This is a genomic window from Anaeromyxobacter paludicola, from assembly GCF_023169965.1.
In the GTDB taxonomy this organism is placed as follows: domain Bacteria; phylum Myxococcota; class Myxococcia; order Myxococcales; family Anaeromyxobacteraceae; genus Anaeromyxobacter_B; species Anaeromyxobacter_B paludicola.
Genome location: NZ_AP025592.1, coordinates 2,098,309 through 2,113,771, shown reverse-complemented (window position 1 = coordinate 2,113,771; position 15,463 = coordinate 2,098,309). Strand labels below are relative to the sequence as shown.

At 73.9% G+C, this 15,463-nt stretch carries 12 protein-coding genes; 8 read left to right on the top strand and 4 right to left on the bottom strand.

Going from position 1 to position 15,463, the window contains the following annotated elements:
• Positions 1 to 42 precede the first annotated feature (42 nt).
• Entirely contained in the window at positions 43 to 1,356 is a 1,314-nt protein-coding gene (locus AMPC_RS09770; protein WP_248346003.1) for a replication-associated recombination protein A, read from the bottom strand.
• A gap of 42 nt (positions 1,357 to 1,398) precedes the next feature.
• Between AMPC_RS09770 and AMPC_RS09765 the strand changes: the two genes are divergently transcribed.
• On the top strand, positions 1,399 to 2,244 hold the full coding sequence (locus tag AMPC_RS09765) for an NAD(+)/NADH kinase (protein ID WP_248346001.1): 846 nt from the start codon (positions 1,399 to 1,401) through the stop codon (positions 2,242 to 2,244).
• A gap of 18 nt (positions 2,245 to 2,262) precedes the next feature.
• Here AMPC_RS09765 and AMPC_RS09760 read toward each other — a convergent pair whose 3' ends face one another.
• The gene (locus AMPC_RS09760) at positions 2,263 to 2,598 is read right to left on the bottom strand and encodes a hypothetical protein (RefSeq protein WP_248345999.1); all 336 of its coding nucleotides are present in this window, start codon (positions 2,596 to 2,598) and stop codon (positions 2,263 to 2,265) included.
• 115 nt (positions 2,599 to 2,713) lie between these two features.
• Complete coding sequence (locus tag AMPC_RS09755) at positions 2,714 to 3,943, bottom strand: hybrid sensor histidine kinase/response regulator (RefSeq protein WP_248345997.1); 1,230 nt, start codon at positions 3,941 to 3,943, stop codon at positions 2,714 to 2,716.
• A 192-nt stretch (positions 3,944 to 4,135) separates the two neighbouring features.
• On the opposite strand from AMPC_RS09755, the gene recN reads away from it, so the two are divergent.
• The 7 genes from recN (at position 4,136) to AMPC_RS09720 (ending at position 14,366) form a co-directional block, all read left to right on the top strand.
• The gene (gene recN, locus AMPC_RS09750) at positions 4,136 to 5,980 is read left to right on the top strand and encodes a DNA repair protein RecN (protein ID WP_248345995.1); all 1,845 of its coding nucleotides are present in this window, start codon (positions 4,136 to 4,138) and stop codon (positions 5,978 to 5,980) included.
• A gap of 56 nt (positions 5,981 to 6,036) precedes the next feature.
• A complete protein-coding gene (locus AMPC_RS09745) occupies positions 6,037 to 6,795 on the top strand; it encodes a Stp1/IreP family PP2C-type Ser/Thr phosphatase (RefSeq protein ID WP_248345994.1) in 759 nt (252 codons plus the stop codon).
• 99 nt (positions 6,796 to 6,894) lie between these two features.
• On the top strand, positions 6,895 to 7,857 hold the full coding sequence (locus AMPC_RS09740; protein WP_248345992.1) for a M23 family metallopeptidase: 963 nt from the start codon (positions 6,895 to 6,897) through the stop codon (positions 7,855 to 7,857).
• 158 nt (positions 7,858 to 8,015) lie between these two features.
• Entirely contained in the window at positions 8,016 to 10,853 is a 2,838-nt protein-coding gene (gene secA, locus AMPC_RS09735; RefSeq protein WP_248345990.1) for a preprotein translocase subunit SecA, read from the top strand.
• 182 nt (positions 10,854 to 11,035) lie between these two features.
• The gene (locus tag AMPC_RS09730; RefSeq protein ID WP_248345989.1) at positions 11,036 to 11,968 is read left to right on the top strand and encodes a DNA-3-methyladenine glycosylase family protein; all 933 of its coding nucleotides are present in this window, start codon (positions 11,036 to 11,038) and stop codon (positions 11,966 to 11,968) included.
• Positions 11,969 to 12,116: 148 nt separating this feature from the next.
• A complete protein-coding gene (locus tag AMPC_RS09725; protein WP_248345987.1) occupies positions 12,117 to 13,931 on the top strand; it encodes an acyl-CoA dehydrogenase family protein in 1,815 nt (604 codons plus the stop codon).
• A 186-nt stretch (positions 13,932 to 14,117) separates the two neighbouring features.
• Positions 14,118 to 14,366 carry an Lrp/AsnC family transcriptional regulator gene (locus AMPC_RS09720; protein WP_248345985.1) on the top strand — a complete coding sequence of 83 codons (249 nt, stop codon included), beginning with the start codon at positions 14,118 to 14,120 and terminating at the stop codon, positions 14,364 to 14,366.
• Between the two features lie 22 nt (positions 14,367 to 14,388).
• On the opposite strand, the gene AMPC_RS09715 is transcribed toward AMPC_RS09720, so the two are convergent.
• A complete protein-coding gene (locus AMPC_RS09715) occupies positions 14,389 to 15,432 on the bottom strand; it encodes an AI-2E family transporter (RefSeq protein WP_248345983.1) in 1,044 nt (347 codons plus the stop codon).
• Between the last annotated feature and the right edge of the window lie 31 nt (positions 15,433 to 15,463).

The following is a 15,463-nucleotide window of genomic DNA, read 5'->3' as shown; positions in this document are numbered from 1 at the left end:
ACCTCCCCGCGCCGCCCCTGCGGCGCCGGAAACGCCCCGAGCTTAGCCCTTTCCCCCCCGGCGTGTGGACTCCCATCTTTCGCCGAGCGCCTTCTCCAGGCCGCTATCGCTCAATTTCACGATGGGCTGACCCCGGAGGGCGTCGGGCAGGTACTCCTCGGCCACGTAATGCCCCTCGAAGTTGTGGGGGTAGCGATATCCACCCCCGTAACCGAGGGACTCCATGAGCTTGGTGGGGGCGTTGCGCAGCTTGAGCGGGACCGGCACCGGGCCGCGCTCCTTCACCAGCCGGCGCGCCGCGCCGTAGGCGGCGATGGCGGTGTTCGACTTGGGGGCGAGCGCGAGGTAGATGGCCGCCTGCGTCATGGGGAGGACGCCCTCCGGGAGCCCCACCAGCTCCACCGCCTGCAGCGCGCTCACCGCCACCTGGAGCGCCTGGGGGTCGGCGTTGCCCACGTCCTCGCTCGCGAAGATGACCATGCGCCGGAGGACGAAGCGCGGGTCCTCGCCCGCCTCGAGCATCCGGACCATGTAGTAGACCGCGGCGTCCGGGTCGGAGCCGCGCATCGACTTGATGAACGCGGAGACCACGTTGTAGTGCTCCTCGCCCGCCTTGTCGTAGAGGAGCGCCTTGTGCTGCATCGCCTCCTCGACGTCGGCGGGGGCGACCACGGTCCGGCCGGCGAGCCGCACCGCCGCGGCCGCCACCTCGAGCGCGTTGAGGGCGCGGCGCGCGTCGCCGTAGGCGAACCGCCCGAGCAGCTCGCGCGCCTCGGGGGCCACCGCCACCGCGCCGGCGAGCCCCTCCTTCGCGGCGACGGCCCGGTCCACGAGCGACCCCACCTCCTCCTCGGTGAGCGCGCGCAGGGTCACCACCCGGCAGCGCGACAGGAGCGCGGCGTTGATCTCGAACGACGGGTTCTCGGTGGTGGCGCCGACGAGCGTGAGGACGCCCGCCTCCACGTGCGGCAGGAACGCGTCCTGCTGCGCGCGCGTGAACCGGTGGATCTCGTCCACGAAGAGGATGGTGCGCTGCCGGTGCATGCGGCGCCGGTCCTTCGCCTGCTGGACGATCTCGCGGATCTCCTTCACCCCACCCAGGACCGCGCTGAAGGGGACGAAGGTGGAGCCGGTCCGCTCGGCGATGATCCGGGCGAGGGTGGTCTTGCCGGTGCCGGGCGGCCCCCAGAGCAGGAGCGACGGGATCTGGTCGGCCTCGATGGCGCGGCGCAGCGCCGAGCCCGGGCCGAGCACGTGCTCCTGCCCGACGTAGTCCTCGAGCCGCCGCGGCCGCAGGCGCTCCGCGAGGGGCTTGTCGGCCGGGTCCTTCTCGGCGGCGTGGTCGAACAGGTCCATGAAAGCGTTATAGCGCCCCGCGGCCCGGTCTATATTGGCCGGATGGACGGCTTCCCCTGCCCGATCCCGCAGCGGATCGGCATCGTTCACAAGGTGAGTTCGGCCGAGGCCGCCGAGACCGCGGTCTACGTGGCCCAGTTCCTGCGCGCCAAGGGCGTGGAGGTGATCACCGACGAGGCCGAGACCGCCCGCTCCGCGGACCTGGTGGTGGTGCTCGGCGGGGACGGCACCCTCATCCACGCCGCCTCGCTGGTGAACGGGCGGCAGGTCCCGATCCTCGGGATCAACATGGGGAGCCTCGGGTTCATGACCGAGGTCCCGCAGAGCGAGATGTACCCCATGCTCGACGCGGTCCTCGCCGGGCAGGCGCAGGTCTCCGAGCGGATGAAGCTGCGCGTCCACCTGCACCGCGGCGGCGCGGGCAACGCCCGCGAGCTCGACACCGAGGTGATGAACGACGTGGTCATCGCCAAGGGGGCGCTCGCCCGGATGGTGGAGTTCGACACCTCCTACGGCGCCCACTACGTCACCACCTACAAGGCCGACGGGATCATCGTCGCCACCCCGACCGGCTCCACCGCCTACGCGCTCGCCGCGAACGGCCCGCTCGTCTACCCGTCGATGCAGGGGGTGGTGATCGCGCCGATCTGCCCGCACACCCTGACGCAGCGGCCGCTGGTGGTGCCCGACGACGAGAGCATCAACATCGTGCTCGTGAGCGACTCGGGCGAGGTCTACCTCACGCTCGACGGCCAGCGGGGCGTGCCGCTCGAGCGCGGCGATCGGGTGCAGGTGAAGTCGTCGAGCCACCGGGTGCGGCTCGTGCGGAACCCGAACATCGACTACTTCGGCATCCTCCGCGCCAAGCTGCGCTGGGGGGAGCGCTAGCGGGTCGGGTGCGCCGGGTCAGTCCCCCAGCAGCTTCGCCGCCACCTCGGGGGAGAGCTGGTGCAGCCCCGAGATCGCCTGCGGCTCCGCGGCGAGCAGCGCCTTCACCCGCTCCGCCTGCGGCGCCGCCTGGTCGCCTCCCCAGAGGACCCGCACCGCCTGCTGCGCCGCGGGCTCGTCGCGCCGGAGGATCGGGAGCTGCGCCACGGTGTCCACCGGCGCGTCGCCCGGCGCGGGCCGCCGCTTGCGGCCTTCGCCCTGGATGAGCGTCATCTGCGCGCGTCGCGCCTCGGCGGAGGCGGACGACGTCTCCCCGTTCACTCCCGGCATGGGCGGGCGGATGGTGTAGCCCATCGCATGGCTCCCTCGGCCGCGGCGGCGCGCGTCCGCGCCGTCGAGGTTGATGCGATGCTACCGCGAACCGCGCCCCGGAGGACTCCCGCGTTCACGCGGCGTCAGCGCCGCGGCGTCAGGCCTCCGGCGCCCGCGCGATCACCTCGCGCAGCTGCGACAGCTCGGGCGGCTTCGCGAGGTGCAGGTCGAAGCCGGCGTCCCGGGCGCGGTCGCGGTCCTCGGGGCTGGCGTAGCCGGTGAGGGCCACGAGGTAGAGCTGCTTCAGCGCCGCGTCGTGCCGCAGCCGCGCCGCCACCGCGTAGCCGTCGAGGTCGCCCGGCATGCCGATGTCGCAGAAGGTGACGTCGGGGTGGAACCGGTGCGCCGCCTCGAGCCCGGCCTGCCCGTCGTAGGCCACCTCCACCTCGTGCCCCTCGAGCCGGAGGAGCTCGGCCAGCGTCTCGACGCCGTCCACGTTGTCGTCCACGAGCAGCACGCGCCGCTGCCGCGGCACGGCCGCGACCGCCGGGCCGGCCTGGCGCGGGAGCCGCTCGGCGCGCGCCCGGCAGGGGAGGGTGACGCGCACGGCGGTCCCGAGCCCCGGCCCGTCGGAGCGGGCCTTCACGGTGCCGCCGTGCAGCTCGACGAGCCCCTTCACGAGCGCGAGCCCGAGGCCGAGCCCGCCGCGGCTCCGGGCGAGGCTCACGTCGGCCTGCGCGAAGGGCTCGAACATCCGCTCCTCGGTGCCGGGCTCCATGCCGATGCCGCTGTCGGAGACCGAGAGCACCGCCTGCCCCCCGGAGGCGGTGAGCGAGAGCTGCACGTAGCCGCCCGCGTCGGTGAACTTGACCGCGTTCTCGACGAGGCTCCCCACCACCTGCGCCAGCCGCGCGCCGTCGGCGTCGGCGAGCACGGGGCCGTCGGGCAGCTCGAGCCGCAGCGAGAGCCCCGCCTCGTGCACCAGCGCCCGGTGGTCCTCGGCGGCCCCGCGCACCACGCCGCAGAGGTCGAGCCGCTCCCGCCGGAGCGCGATCTTGCCGCGCGTGATCCGCGAGGCGTCGAGGAGGTCGTCCACGAGCTGCGTGAGGTGCCCGAGCTGCCGCTCCATGATGGCGGTGGCGCGCCCGAGCTTCTCGGGATCGTGGTGGGCCCGCAGGAGCAGCTGCACGCAGTTGCGGAGCGGCGCGAGCGGGTTGCGCAGCTCGTGGCCGAGCAGCGCCATCCACTCGGCCCGCTGCCGCCGGGCGTCGCGCAGCCCGGCCTCCGCCTGGGACAGCGCCTCCTGGGTCGCGACCAGCGCCTCCCGGAGGGCGGCGGGGGACTCCGAGAGGAGGCCCCCCTCGTGCTCGCCCTGCCGCCATCGCATCCGGTCGCCCAGTTTCGCCCCCGCACCCAAGCCTCGCAGCAGGTCACCGACGTTTACGCCCACCGCGATATCGCTCGCCAGCTACCGGCCGGGTCCAGCCCCTGACTGGTCGCCTAGTAGGAGGGGGACCGGGCCCGGCGCCAGACTACTGAAAATTTGCGCAGTGTCAGGGCCGGGTGGCAGACTCCCCGCATGCTCACGACGCTCCGAATCTCCGGCCTCGCCGTGGTGGACGCCGCCGAGGTGCGCTTCGGCCCGGGACTGAACGTGCTCACCGGCGAGACCGGCGCCGGCAAGTCGATCCTCGTGAACGCCCTCCACCTCGTGCTCGGGGGGCGCATGGGCGCCGACGTGCTGCGCGACGGCGCCGACGAGGCGGTGGTCGAGGCCCTCTTCGAGCTCCCGCCCGACCACCCCGTCCTCGCGCGCCTGGCCGCGGCGGGGATCCCGGCGCCCGAGCCGGCGGAGGGGGGCGGCGCGGAGCTCCTCGTGCGGCGCGTGGCCAGCCGCGGCGGCCGGGGGCGGGCCTTCGTGAACGGCGCGCTCTGCACCGTCGGCATGCTCGAGTCGGCGCTCCGCGGGGCGCTCGACATCTGCGGCCAGCACGAGCACGTGGCGCTGCTCCGCGCCGAGTCGCACACCGGCCTGCTCGACGCCTTCGCCGGGGCGCAGGGGGCGCTCGCGCGCTACCGCGAGCGGTTCGACGCGCTCGCCGCGGCGGTCCGGGAGCGCGAGGCGCTGGCGCGCGGGGAGAGCGAGCGGGCCGCCCGCGCCGACTACCTCGCCTTCCAGCTCCGCGAGATCGACGCGCTCGCGCCCGAGGCCGGCGAGGACCAGCGGCTCGAGCAGGAGCGGGTGGTCCTCGCCCAGGCCGCCCGGCTGCGCGACGCGGCCGCTCGCGCCGAGGCCTGCGCCTACGGCGAGGAGGGGAGCGCGGCCGAGCGGCTGGGGCTCGCGCTCCGGGCGCTCGAGCCGGCGGCCCACGTCGATCCGCGGCTCGAGCCGGTCGTCGCGCTCCTGCGCTCCGCCGCCGCCGAGGTGGACGAGGCGGGGCGGGCGCTGGCGCGCTACGGCGCCGCCCTCGGCGGAGACCCCGAGCGGCTCTCGGAGCTCGACGAGCGGCTCGGTGCGCTGCGCGCCCTCGCCCGCAAGCACGGCGGGAGCCTCGCGCGCGCGCTCGAGCGGGCCGGGGAGATGCGGGCGGAGCTGGCCGCCGCCGCGGGCGGGGCCGGGCGGCTCGAGGAGCTCGCCGCCGCCGAGCCGGCGCTCGCGGCCCGGGCCGCGGCCGGCGCCGCCGAGCTCACGCGCGCCCGGGCCTCGGCGGCGCGCGCCTTCTGCGCGGAGGTGCAGGCGGAGCTCGGCGCCCTGGCCATGGGGCGCTGCCGGATCGAGGTGGCCTTCCGGCCGCCGGAGGGGGGCGTGGAGGTGGCCGGCCGGCGGCTCGCGCCGGGCGGCGCCGAGGAGGCGGAGCTGCTCATCGCCCCGAACCCCGGGGAGGCGCCGCGCCCGCTCGCCCGCATCGCCTCGGGCGGCGAGCTCTCCCGCGTGCTGCTCGCGGTGAAGCGCGCCCTCTCGCGCACCGACCCGATGCGCACCTACGTCTTCGACGAGGTGGACTCCGGGATCGGCGGCGCCGTCGCCGAGGCGGTGGGGCGCCGGCTGCTCGAGGTCTCCCGGGGCCGGCAGGTGATCTGCGTCACCCACCTGCCGCAGGTGGCGGCCTTCGCCGACCGGCACCACCGGGTGGAGAAGCGGGTGTCCGGCGGCCGGACGTTCACGGCGGTCCGGCTCCTCGAGGGCGACGCGGCGCGGCGCGAGGAGGTGGCGAGGATGCTCGCCGGCGCCACCCTCGGGCCGTCCGCGCTCGAGCACGCGGCGGCGCTGCTCGAGGCGGCGCGGGCGGGGGCAGCGGAGGGGGCGGGCGGCGGGGCCGCGGCCGAGCCTGCGCCGCGACAAGGCCGGCGCGCCGCTCCGGTGCGGACGGCGGCGCGGGTCGCGGCGAAGAAGAGGAGCGCCGGCGCGGGCGGATCGCGTTGACCCCCGCGGCGCGGCAGGGGTACGATCCCGCTCCGCGCTCACGGGCGCGCCCCGCCATGACCATCGCCGCCCGCGGCCTCTCCGACGTCGGCCAGAGACGTGACCACAACGAGGACTCGTTCCTCGTGGACGAGCCGCTCGGGCTCTTCGTGGTGGCGGACGGGATGGGCGGCCACGCGGGCGGGGGGACGGCCTCGCGGATGGCGGTCGAGACCATCCAGGGCCGCGTCCGGCGCGCCCGCGAGGCCGCTCCGGCGCTGTTCGAGAGCTCGCGCCCGCTCGGCGAGCACCCGCTGCGCAACGTCCTCCGGGAGGCGGTCGAGGACGCCTGCGCCGCCATCTACCGCGCCGCCCAGGGCGACCCGGCGCTCGCCGGCATGGGCACCACCGTCACGGCGCTGCTGGTGCTCCGCGGCGTGGGCGCGTTCGTGGCCCACGTCGGCGACAGCCGCTGTTACCTGGTGCGCGGCGGGAGCATCTACCAGGTCTCCGAGGACCACTCGCTCGTGAACGAGCAGCTCAAGGCCGGCGCGATCACCGCCGAGGAGGCCCGCACCAGCCGCTTCAAGAACATCATCACCCGCTCGGTGGGGTTCGAGGAGCAGGTGCTCGTGGACCTCATCGGGCTCGAGGTGGAGCCCGGCGACCGGCTGCTCGTCTGCTCCGACGGCCTCACCAACATGGTGGGCGACGAGCGGCTCCTCGAGGTGGTCGCCGGCGCGCCGGTCGAGGAGGCGCCGCGGCGCCTCGTGGACCTCGCCAACGCCGCCGGTGGCGACGACAACGTCACCGTGGTGGTGGTCCGCATCGACTGATCCCCGGCGGTCGCTCGCGCCCCCGCCGAGACGGCCGCCCCTCGTGCCCCGGCGCGGCGAGCTTCCCGGCCAGCCGGGCCGCCCCTAGGTTTGGCCGCGATGAGACCCCGGGGAAGAGGTCCGGGCGACCCGGTCACCGTGCTGGTGGTCGGCACCCACGGAGAGGCGGTCCGGCGCTACCAGGTGAAGCGCGGGCTGCCGCGGCGGCTCGCCTTCGCCGCCGCGCTGGCGCTCGCCGCGCTCGGCGGCACCGGCGTCCACTACGCGTCGCTCCTGGGCGTGGCCGCGGCCAACCGCGCGCTCCGGGACGAGAACGCCGCGCTGAGGCTCCGCCTCTCCGACGTGGAGCAGCAGGTGGCCCACGTCTCCGCCACGCTCGACGACGTGGAGCGGCTCGACGCCAGCCTCCGGGCCTCGAGCGGCCGGCTCGAGCCGGCCCGCGCCGCCCCGCGCCCCCGCCCGCAGGACGAGGCGGCGCCGGCGTCCGCGCCCGACGGCCGCAGCGGCCCGGCGCCCGCGCCGCCCCTGGCCCCCCCCGCCGCCGCGCCGGAGGGGCGCCCCGCCTCCCGGGCCGGCGCCGCCCTCGGCGAGCTGAGGGACCGCGCCGAGCGCGGGGCGGGAGAGCTCCGCGGCGCCCTCGCCTACTTCGACGCGCAGCGCTCGCTCCTCGACCGGATCCCGGCGGTCTGGCCGGCCCGCGGCTACGTGACGAGCGACTACGGCACCCGGCTCGACCCCTACACGGCCGAGCGGGCGATCCACCGCGGGCTCGACATCGCCGCCCGCCCCGGCGACCCGGTCCTGGCGCCCTCCGACGCGGTGGTGGAGTTCGCCGGCGTGGAGCACGGGTACGGGAACGTGGTGGTCCTCGATCACGGCGGCGGGCTGAAGACCCGCTTCGGGCATCTCTCGCGCATCCTGGTGCGCCGGGGAGAGCGGGTGACGAAGGGCACGCAGGTGGGCGCCGTGGGGTCCACCGGCAAGTCCACCGGCCCCCACCTGCACTACGAGGTGCGGGTGGACGGAACAGCCGAGAACCCCCGGAAGTTCCTCATGGAATGACCGGCCCCAGGGCTCGCCTCCACCGCGGGCCGGCCCCATTTGATTTCGGCTGGCGCGGTGTTACCTAAGCAGGTAGTTTCGCAGCGCTTGCCGCCGCGCGACGGACCCACCCGGCGTGGCCGCAGGCGCTTTTGCTTTCTGGGAGCACAGAGGACTCGATGTTCGACTACGCCCTGAAGAAGATCCTCGGCACGAAGAACGAGCGCGAGCTCAAGAAGCTCCGGCCGCTCGTGGCCCGGGTCAACGAGCTCGAGCCGCGCATGAAGGCGCTCAAGGACGAGGACTTCCCCCGGCTCACCGCCGAGTGGAAGCAGCAGGTCCAGGAGAAGGGCCGGTCGCTCGACGAGCTCCTCCCCGAGGTCTTCGCCGCCGTCCGCGAGGCGGGCGTGCGCGCCCTCGGGATGCGTCACTTCGACGTGCAGCTCATCGGCGGGATGGTGCTGCACCACGGCAAGATCGCCGAGATGAAGACCGGCGAGGGCAAGACCCTCGTCGCCACCCTGCCGTGCGCCCTCAACGCGCTCGCCGGCCGGGGCGTGCACGTCGTCACCGTGAACGACTACCTCGCCCGCCGCGACGCCGAGTGGATGGGCCGGCTGCACCGGTTCCTCGGCCTCTCGACCGGCGTGGTGCTCCACGGGCTCTCCGACCGCGAGCGGCAGGAGAACTACGGCTGCGACATCACCTACGGCCAGAACAACGAGTTCGGCTTCGACTACCTGCGCGACAACATGAAGTTCCGGCTGCAGGACTACGTGCAGCGGGAGCTCCACTACGCCATCGTGGACGAGGTGGACTCGATCCTCATCGACGAGGCCCGCACGCCGCTCATCATCAGCGGTCCCTCCGACGAGACCACCGACAAGTACTACACGGTGAACCAGGTCATCCCCTCGATGATCCGGGACGTGGACTTCACCGTGGACGAGAAGACCCGCACGGTGGTGATGAGCGACGCCGGCGTCGAGAAGATGGAGAAGAAGCTCAACGTCGGGAACCTCTACGATCCCGACGAGATCGAGACCCTCCACCACGTCGAGCAGGCGCTCCGGGCGCACCACCTCTACCGGAACGAGGTGGACTACGTCGTGAAGGAGGGCGAGGTCGTCATCGTCGACGAGTTCACCGGCCGCCTCATGCCGGGCCGCCGCTGGTCCGACGGCCTGCACCAGGCCGTGGAGGCGAAGGAGGGGGTCAAGATCGAGAACGAGAACCAGACCCTCGCCACCATCTCGTTCCAGAACTACTTCCGCATGTACTCGAAGCTGTCCGGCATGACCGGCACGGCCGACACCGAGGCGGAGGAGTTCGCCAAGATCTACAACCTCGACGTGATGGTCATCCCGACCAACCGGAAGAACATCCGGAAGGACTCGGAGGACGTCGTCTACAAGACGGAGCGGGAGAAGTTCACCGCCCTCTGCGACGAGATCGAGCAGCGCCACCAGAAGGGGCAGCCGGTGCTGGTGGGCACCGTCTCGGTCGCGAAGAGCGAGGTGGTCTCGTCGCTGCTGAAGAAGCGCGGCGTGCCGCACAACGTGCTCAACGCCAAGAACCACGGGCGCGAGGCCGAGATCGTGGCGCAGGCCGGCCGCAAGGGCTCGGTCACCATCTCCACCAACATGGCCGGCCGCGGCACCGACATCCTCCTCGGCGGCAACCCGGAGATGATGGCGAAGCACGAGGTGGGGCCGGAGCCCGACGCGCCGATGGAGGGCGAGGAGGTCGAGGCGTTCGAGGCCCGCCGCGTCGAGTGGCAGAAGCGGCTCGAGGCCGCCGTCGGCCGGCTCAAGGACCAGACCGCGGCGGAGCACGAGGAGGTGGTGGCCCTCGGCGGTCTCCACATCCTCGGCACCGAGCGCCACGAGTCGCGCCGCATCGACAACCAGCTGCGCGGCCGCGGCGGCCGCCAGGGCGATCCCGGCTCGTCGATCTTCTACCTGTCGCTCGAAGACGAGCTGATGCGGATCTTCGGCTCCGAGCGCATCTCCGGGATGATGGAGCGCCTGGGGATGAAGGAGGGCGAGCAGATCGAGCACCGCTGGCTCTCCAAGGCCATCGAGAACGCCCAGCGCAAGGTCGAGGCCCACAACTTCGACATCCGCAAGAACCTGCTCGAGTACGACGACGTGATGAACCAGCAGCGCAAGTCGGTCTACCGGCTGCGCCGCATGGTCCTCGGCTTCGGGGCCGGCATCCCGGTGGTCGAGTTCGACGAGGACCCGAAGACCCGGGTCAAGACGCGCCGCGAGAAGACCTACGGCTGGCAGGACGCCCGCGAGCACTTCCTCGACGTGGTCGAGGACCTCGTCATCGACATGGTGGCGAACGCCTGCCCCGAGCGGCAGAGCCCGGCCAACTGGGACTTCGACGCCCTGCGCGCGCTGGTGCGCGACCAGTTCGGCGTGGACATCCAGTTCGGCGCCCCGCCCTCCGGCAAGGAGGCCCGCGCCGCCGTCGAGGAGCAGGTCTTCAACGTCGTCGAGAAGGTCTGGACGGCGAAGGAGCAGGAGATGGGCGTGGACGCCGAGGGCGTCCCGGTGCTCCGCCGCTGGGAGCAGTACCTGTACCTGCAGTCGATCGACCAGCTCTGGAAGGATCACCTGCTGGCGATGGACCACCTGCGCCAGGGCATCGGGCTCCGCGGCTACGGCCAGAAGGACCCGAAGCAGGAGTACAAGAAGGAAGGCTACGAGATGTTCGTCCAGATGACCTGGCGCGTGAAGAGCGCGGTCATCGGGAACGTGCTGCGCCTCCAGGTGGTCCGGCAGGAGACGGCCGAGGAGATCGAGCGCAAGCGCCTGGCGCTCGCGCGCAAGCAGCGGGTGATCGAGAGCCACGGCGCCGAGGCCGGCGGCGACGGCGAGGCGGCGGCGGCGCCGAAGCAGGAGACGGTGGTCCGCACCCAGCCCAAGGTCGGCCGCAACGACCCGTGCCCCTGCGGCAGCGGCAAGAAGTACAAGAAGTGCCACGGGGCGACTGAAGCGCTGGCGTGACCCGCGGGGAGGGACGCCGGCGGGGAGGGGCCCCAGCGCAGCTGGGGAGGGGCGCAGCCCCTCCCAGCCGGGCGAGCCTCCGCGACCCGCGAAGGCGGGCGCGGGGGCGCAAGGGCCCCGGCGAGCAGGGGTGGGGCCCCGACGGCTCTGCCGGCGGGGCGGGGACGCAGTCCCCGTGAGATATGAACACCCCCGTCCCCTTCGACCTCGACCTCACCGTCCGGTCCCACGGCTTCTACGACCTCGCGCCCTGGACCTGGGACGCCGAGCGGCGCGTGCTGGCGCGCCCGCTGCTCCTGCGCCCCGGCCGCGCGGTGCACGCCGAGGTGGCGGAGCGGGGCGGGCCGGGCGGCGGCCTCGCGGTGCGGCTCACCGCCGAGGGCCGGCTCTCCGCCGCCGAGGCGGCCGAGGCGCGCCGCCAGCTCTCGGCCGCGCTCGCGCTCGACGAGGACCTCGAGCCCTTCTACGCGCTGGTGCGGAGCTTCGCGGCGCAGCAGGCACCACGGCGCCCCGCGCTGCCCGACCTCCGCTGGGCCGCCGAGCGCGGCGCGGGCCGCATGCTCCGCTCCCCCACCGTGTTCGAGGACGCGGTGAAGACCCTCTGCACCACCAACTGCTCCTGGGCGCTCACCCGGGCCATGACCGCCAAGCTCGTCACCGAGATGGGCGAGCCCGCGCCCCGGGGCGGCCGGACCTTCCCGACCCCGGCGGCGATGGCGTCGAAGGGGGAGCGGTTCTACCGGGAGGTGGTCCGGGCCGGCTACCGGGCCCCGTTCCTCCACACCCTCGCCCGCGACGTCGCGAGCGGCGCGCTCGACGTGGAGGCCTGGCGCGACTCGCCGCTCGACACGGCGGCGCTGGGGGCGCAGATCGCGAAGCTCGCCGGCTTCGGCCCGTACGCCACCGAGCACCTGCTCCGGCTCCTCGGCCGCCACGACCACCTGGCGCTCGACTCGTGGACGCGCGCCAAGGTGGCCCGGCTCCGCCGGCGGAAGACGCAGCCGACCGACCGGGCGATCCGACGGATGTACGCCCCGTTCGGACGCTGGGCCGGCCTCGCCATGTGGCTCGAGGTCACGGCCGACTGGCACGGCGCCGAGCCCTCCTGGCCGTGAGCGCCGGCCGGCCGGCCGCACGGCCGATCCCCTCGACCGAGATCGCCACCTCGCCGCACCCAAAGGCCCTCGGCAGGCCGGGTTGACGCGACACGTCACGGACAACATGTTCTGGGCGTTGACCCGAGAATCAGCCCAGGAGCACCGCATGGCGACCCGTCCCGAGCTCGTGACCGACCCCCCGCTGCCCCCCGGCGGCGGCTTCCTCCTCGTCCCGGCCGGCTCCGAGCGGATCCGCACCCCCGAGGACCTGACCGAGGAGCAGCGCGAGTTCTACAAGGTCGCCGACAAGTTCTCCCGCGAGCGGGTCATCGCCAGCGCCGACCGGATCGAGCACAAGGACTACGAGCTGCTCCGGGCGCTGCTCCGCGAGGCGGGCGACCTCGGCCTGCTCTCGCTCGACGTGCCGGAGGCCTACGGCGGCCTCGCCCAGGACGAGACCACGAGCATGCTCGTCACCGAGGCGATGGCGCGCAACGGCTCCTGGTCCGTCACCTTCGGCGCGCAGGTCGGCATCGGCACCCTGCCCATCGTCTACTTCGGCACCGAGGCGCAGAAGCGGCGCTACCTCCCGCGGCTCGCCACCGGCGAGCTCGTCAGCGCCTACGCGCTCTCGGAGCCGTCGAGCGCCTCCGACGCGCTCGGGGCGCGCACGCGCGCGGTGCGCTCGCCGGACGGCAAGAAGTGGATCCTGAACGGCGCCAAGCAGTGGATCACCAACGCCGGCTTCGCCGACGTCTTCATCGTCTTCGCCAAGGTGGACGGCGAGCAGTTCAGCGCCTTCATCGTCGAGCGGGGCTCCCCGGGGTTCACCGTCGGCCCCGAGGAGCACAAGATGGGCATCCGCGGCAGCTCGACCTGCCCGCTCGTCTTCGAGGACGCCGAGATCCCGTACGAGAACCTGCTCGGCGAGGTCGGCAAGGGGCACAAGATCGCCTTCAACATCCTCAACATCGGCCGGCTCAAGCTGGGGGTCGGCTCGGTGGCCGGCGCGCGCAACCTCATCGCGCTCGCGGCGCAGTACGCGAAGGAGCGGCGCGCCTTCGGCAAGACCATCGCCGAGTTCGGGCTCATCCGCGAGAAGCTCGCCCGCATGGTGGCGCTGGTCTACGCCGGCGAGGCGATGACCTACCGGACCACCGGGCTCATCGACGCCCGCATCGCCGCCTCCCCGGCCGCGAAGGGCACGCCCGCCTTCGACCGCGACCTCATCGCCGCGGTCGAGGAGTACAACGTCGAGGCCTCGATCCTGAAGGTCTGGGGCAGCGAGGCGCTCGGCTACGCCGCCGACGAGGCGGTGCAGATCCACGGCGGCTACGGCTTCGTCGAGGAGTACGCGGTGGAGCGCGTCTACCGCGACAACCGGGTGAACCGGATCTTCGAGGGCACCAACGAGATCAACCGGCTGCTCATCCCGGGCACCATGCTGAAGCGGGCCATGAAGGGCGGGCTGCCGCTGCTCGACCTCGCCGGCACGGTGGACGCGTCGCTGCGGAGCGGCGAGCTCCCGGCCCTGAGCAAGGGGCCGCTGGCGCGGGAGCGGCGGCTGGCCGAGCTCGACAAGTGGCTCATGATCCACGCCACCCGCGTGGCGGTCGAGTCCTTCGGGCCGGAGCTCTCGGAGCACCAGGAGGTGCTCGGGGCGCTGGCCGACGTGGCCATGGAGACCTACGCCGCCGACAGCGCGGTGACGCGGGCGCTCCAGTCGGCCCAGGGCGGCCGGGTCGATCCGGTGGTGGAGGCGGCGGTCCGGCTCCACGCGGTCGAGGCCCACGAGCGGGCCTGCGACCGGGCGAGGCGCGCCATCCGCTGCGCCGTCCCGGAGCCGGCGGCGGCCGCCGAGCAGCTCGCGCTGCTCCGGAAGCTCTACTCGGAGGAGCCGGTGGACCTCGTCGGCCTGCGAGAGGTGGTGGTCTCGGCGACGCTCGAGGCCGGGCGCTACCCGCTGGGCTGGGCCTTCTAGCCGCCCAAGCGAAGGGCGGCCGCCGTGTCCGGCGACCGCCCTCGACCCCTCCCTTGTCGTCCACCGACCCCACCCACCACTCTGCACGATGGGGAGTGAGCGCCCGCGCCGCAAGGGACGGGACGGCGGGCGGGTCCTGAGGTAGCGTGCGAGCGGGCCCGAGCGGCCCCCACCCGGGAGGAAACGATGAAGGCCGCCTTCGTGCTCATTCGCTGCGAGCTGGGCCGGATCGACGAGGTCGCGAACAAGGTGATGGAGATCGACGGGGTCTCGGAGGTCCACTCGATCACCGGCCCGTTCGACCTGCTCGTGAAGCTGTACGCCCCGACGACCGAGGCCTTCGGCGACCTCATCCCCGGCCGGCTGCAGCGGGTCCCCGGGATCCGCGAGACCGAGACGCTGCTCGCGTTCCGCGCCTTCAAGCCGGAGGGCTAGCGGGCGCGGCCGCGCGGTCGCGCTAGTTCTCGCCGAAGTCGCGCCCGAACATGCGCACCGCGGCGATGAAGAAGGCCACGATGAGCGGCCCGGCCGCGAGCCCGACCGGCCCGAACACCGCGAGGCCGCCGAGCAGCGCGAAGAAGATCACCGCGCCGTGGATGGCGAGCCGGCCGCGCATCAGCAGCGGCTTCACCACGTTGTCGATCATCCCGACCACGAGCAGGCCGTAGAGCGCGAGCGCCACGCCGGCGACGTGGTGGCCGGTCACGAACTGCAGGAGCGCCATGGCGAGGACCACCACGGTCGCGCCGACCGCCGGGACGAGCCCGAGGACGAAGGTGACGAAGGCGAAGAAGAGCGCGTTGGGCACCCCGGCCACGACGTAGCCGATCACCGCGAGCACCGTCTGCACGCCGGCGGTGGCGATGGTGGAGAGGAGCACCGAGACGGTCACGTTGCGGAAGTCGCCGAGGAGCTCGGCGAGCTGCCCGCGCTTGAGCGGCAGCACCGCGCTCCCCCACGCCACGAGCCTCGGCCCGTCCACGAGGAAGAAGAAGAAGGCGATGAGGAACATCGCCGTCTTGAAGAGGAAGCTCCCGGCGGTCCCGAGGATCCCGCCCAGGGCGACCGCCGCCCGCCCGCCCTCCCTGGCCGCCAGCGACTGCAGCTCCTCGAGGCCGTGCGGCAGGCCGTCCAGGGCGCGCTGCACCAGCGGCCGCGCCCAGCCGGGCAGCTCGGAGACGAGCCCCGCGGTCCCCTCGCTCTGGAGCGCCTCGCGCAGCCAGCCCACCGCGCCGATCACCTGCCGCACCAGCTCGGTGCCGAGCCAGCCGAGCGGGACGAGCACCACCACGACCAGCGCGAGCAGCAGCACCGTCCCGGCGAGCTGGCGGCGCCCGCCGAGGCGGCGGGAGAGCGACTCCATCCAGGGGTGGACCGCGCCGGCCAGCACCGCGGCGATGAAGAACGGGCTCGCGAACGGCGACAGCAGGACCCCGAGGAGCCCCGCCGCCAGGACCACGAGCAGGATGAGCGCGACGCGGGCGGTGGTGGCGGTCGCCATGGGGGCGAGTGTAGCGGACGCCGCCCCGCGC

What these genes read in the sequence shown, in the direction of transcription:
- AMPC_RS09765 (WP_248346001.1), top strand. Translation starts at nt 1,399, where the DNA reads ATGGACGGCTTCCCCTGCCCGATCCCGCAGCGGATCGGCATCGTTCAC.
- AMPC_RS09755 (WP_248345997.1), bottom strand. Translation starts at nt 3,943, where the DNA reads ATGCGATGGCGGCAGGGCGAGCACGAGGGGGGCCTCCTCTCGGAGTCC.
- AMPC_RS09760 (WP_248345999.1), bottom strand. Translation starts at nt 2,598, where the DNA reads ATGGGCTACACCATCCGCCCGCCCATGCCGGGAGTGAACGGGGAGACG.
- AMPC_RS09730 (WP_248345989.1), top strand. Translation starts at nt 11,036, where the DNA reads ATGAACACCCCCGTCCCCTTCGACCTCGACCTCACCGTCCGGTCCCAC.
- AMPC_RS09715 (WP_248345983.1), bottom strand. Translation starts at nt 15,432, where the DNA reads ATGGCGACCGCCACCACCGCCCGCGTCGCGCTCATCCTGCTCGTGGTC.
- AMPC_RS09745 (WP_248345994.1), top strand. Translation starts at nt 6,037, where the DNA reads ATGACCATCGCCGCCCGCGGCCTCTCCGACGTCGGCCAGAGACGTGAC.
- recN (WP_248345995.1), top strand. Translation starts at nt 4,136, where the DNA reads ATGCTCACGACGCTCCGAATCTCCGGCCTCGCCGTGGTGGACGCCGCC.
- secA (WP_248345990.1), top strand. Translation starts at nt 8,016, where the DNA reads ATGTTCGACTACGCCCTGAAGAAGATCCTCGGCACGAAGAACGAGCGC.
- AMPC_RS09740 (WP_248345992.1), top strand. Translation starts at nt 6,895, where the DNA reads ATGAGACCCCGGGGAAGAGGTCCGGGCGACCCGGTCACCGTGCTGGTG.
- AMPC_RS09770 (WP_248346003.1), bottom strand. Translation starts at nt 1,356, where the DNA reads ATGGACCTGTTCGACCACGCCGCCGAGAAGGACCCGGCCGACAAGCCC.
- AMPC_RS09725 (WP_248345987.1), top strand. Translation starts at nt 12,117, where the DNA reads ATGGCGACCCGTCCCGAGCTCGTGACCGACCCCCCGCTGCCCCCCGGC.
- AMPC_RS09720 (WP_248345985.1), top strand. Translation starts at nt 14,118, where the DNA reads ATGAAGGCCGCCTTCGTGCTCATTCGCTGCGAGCTGGGCCGGATCGAC.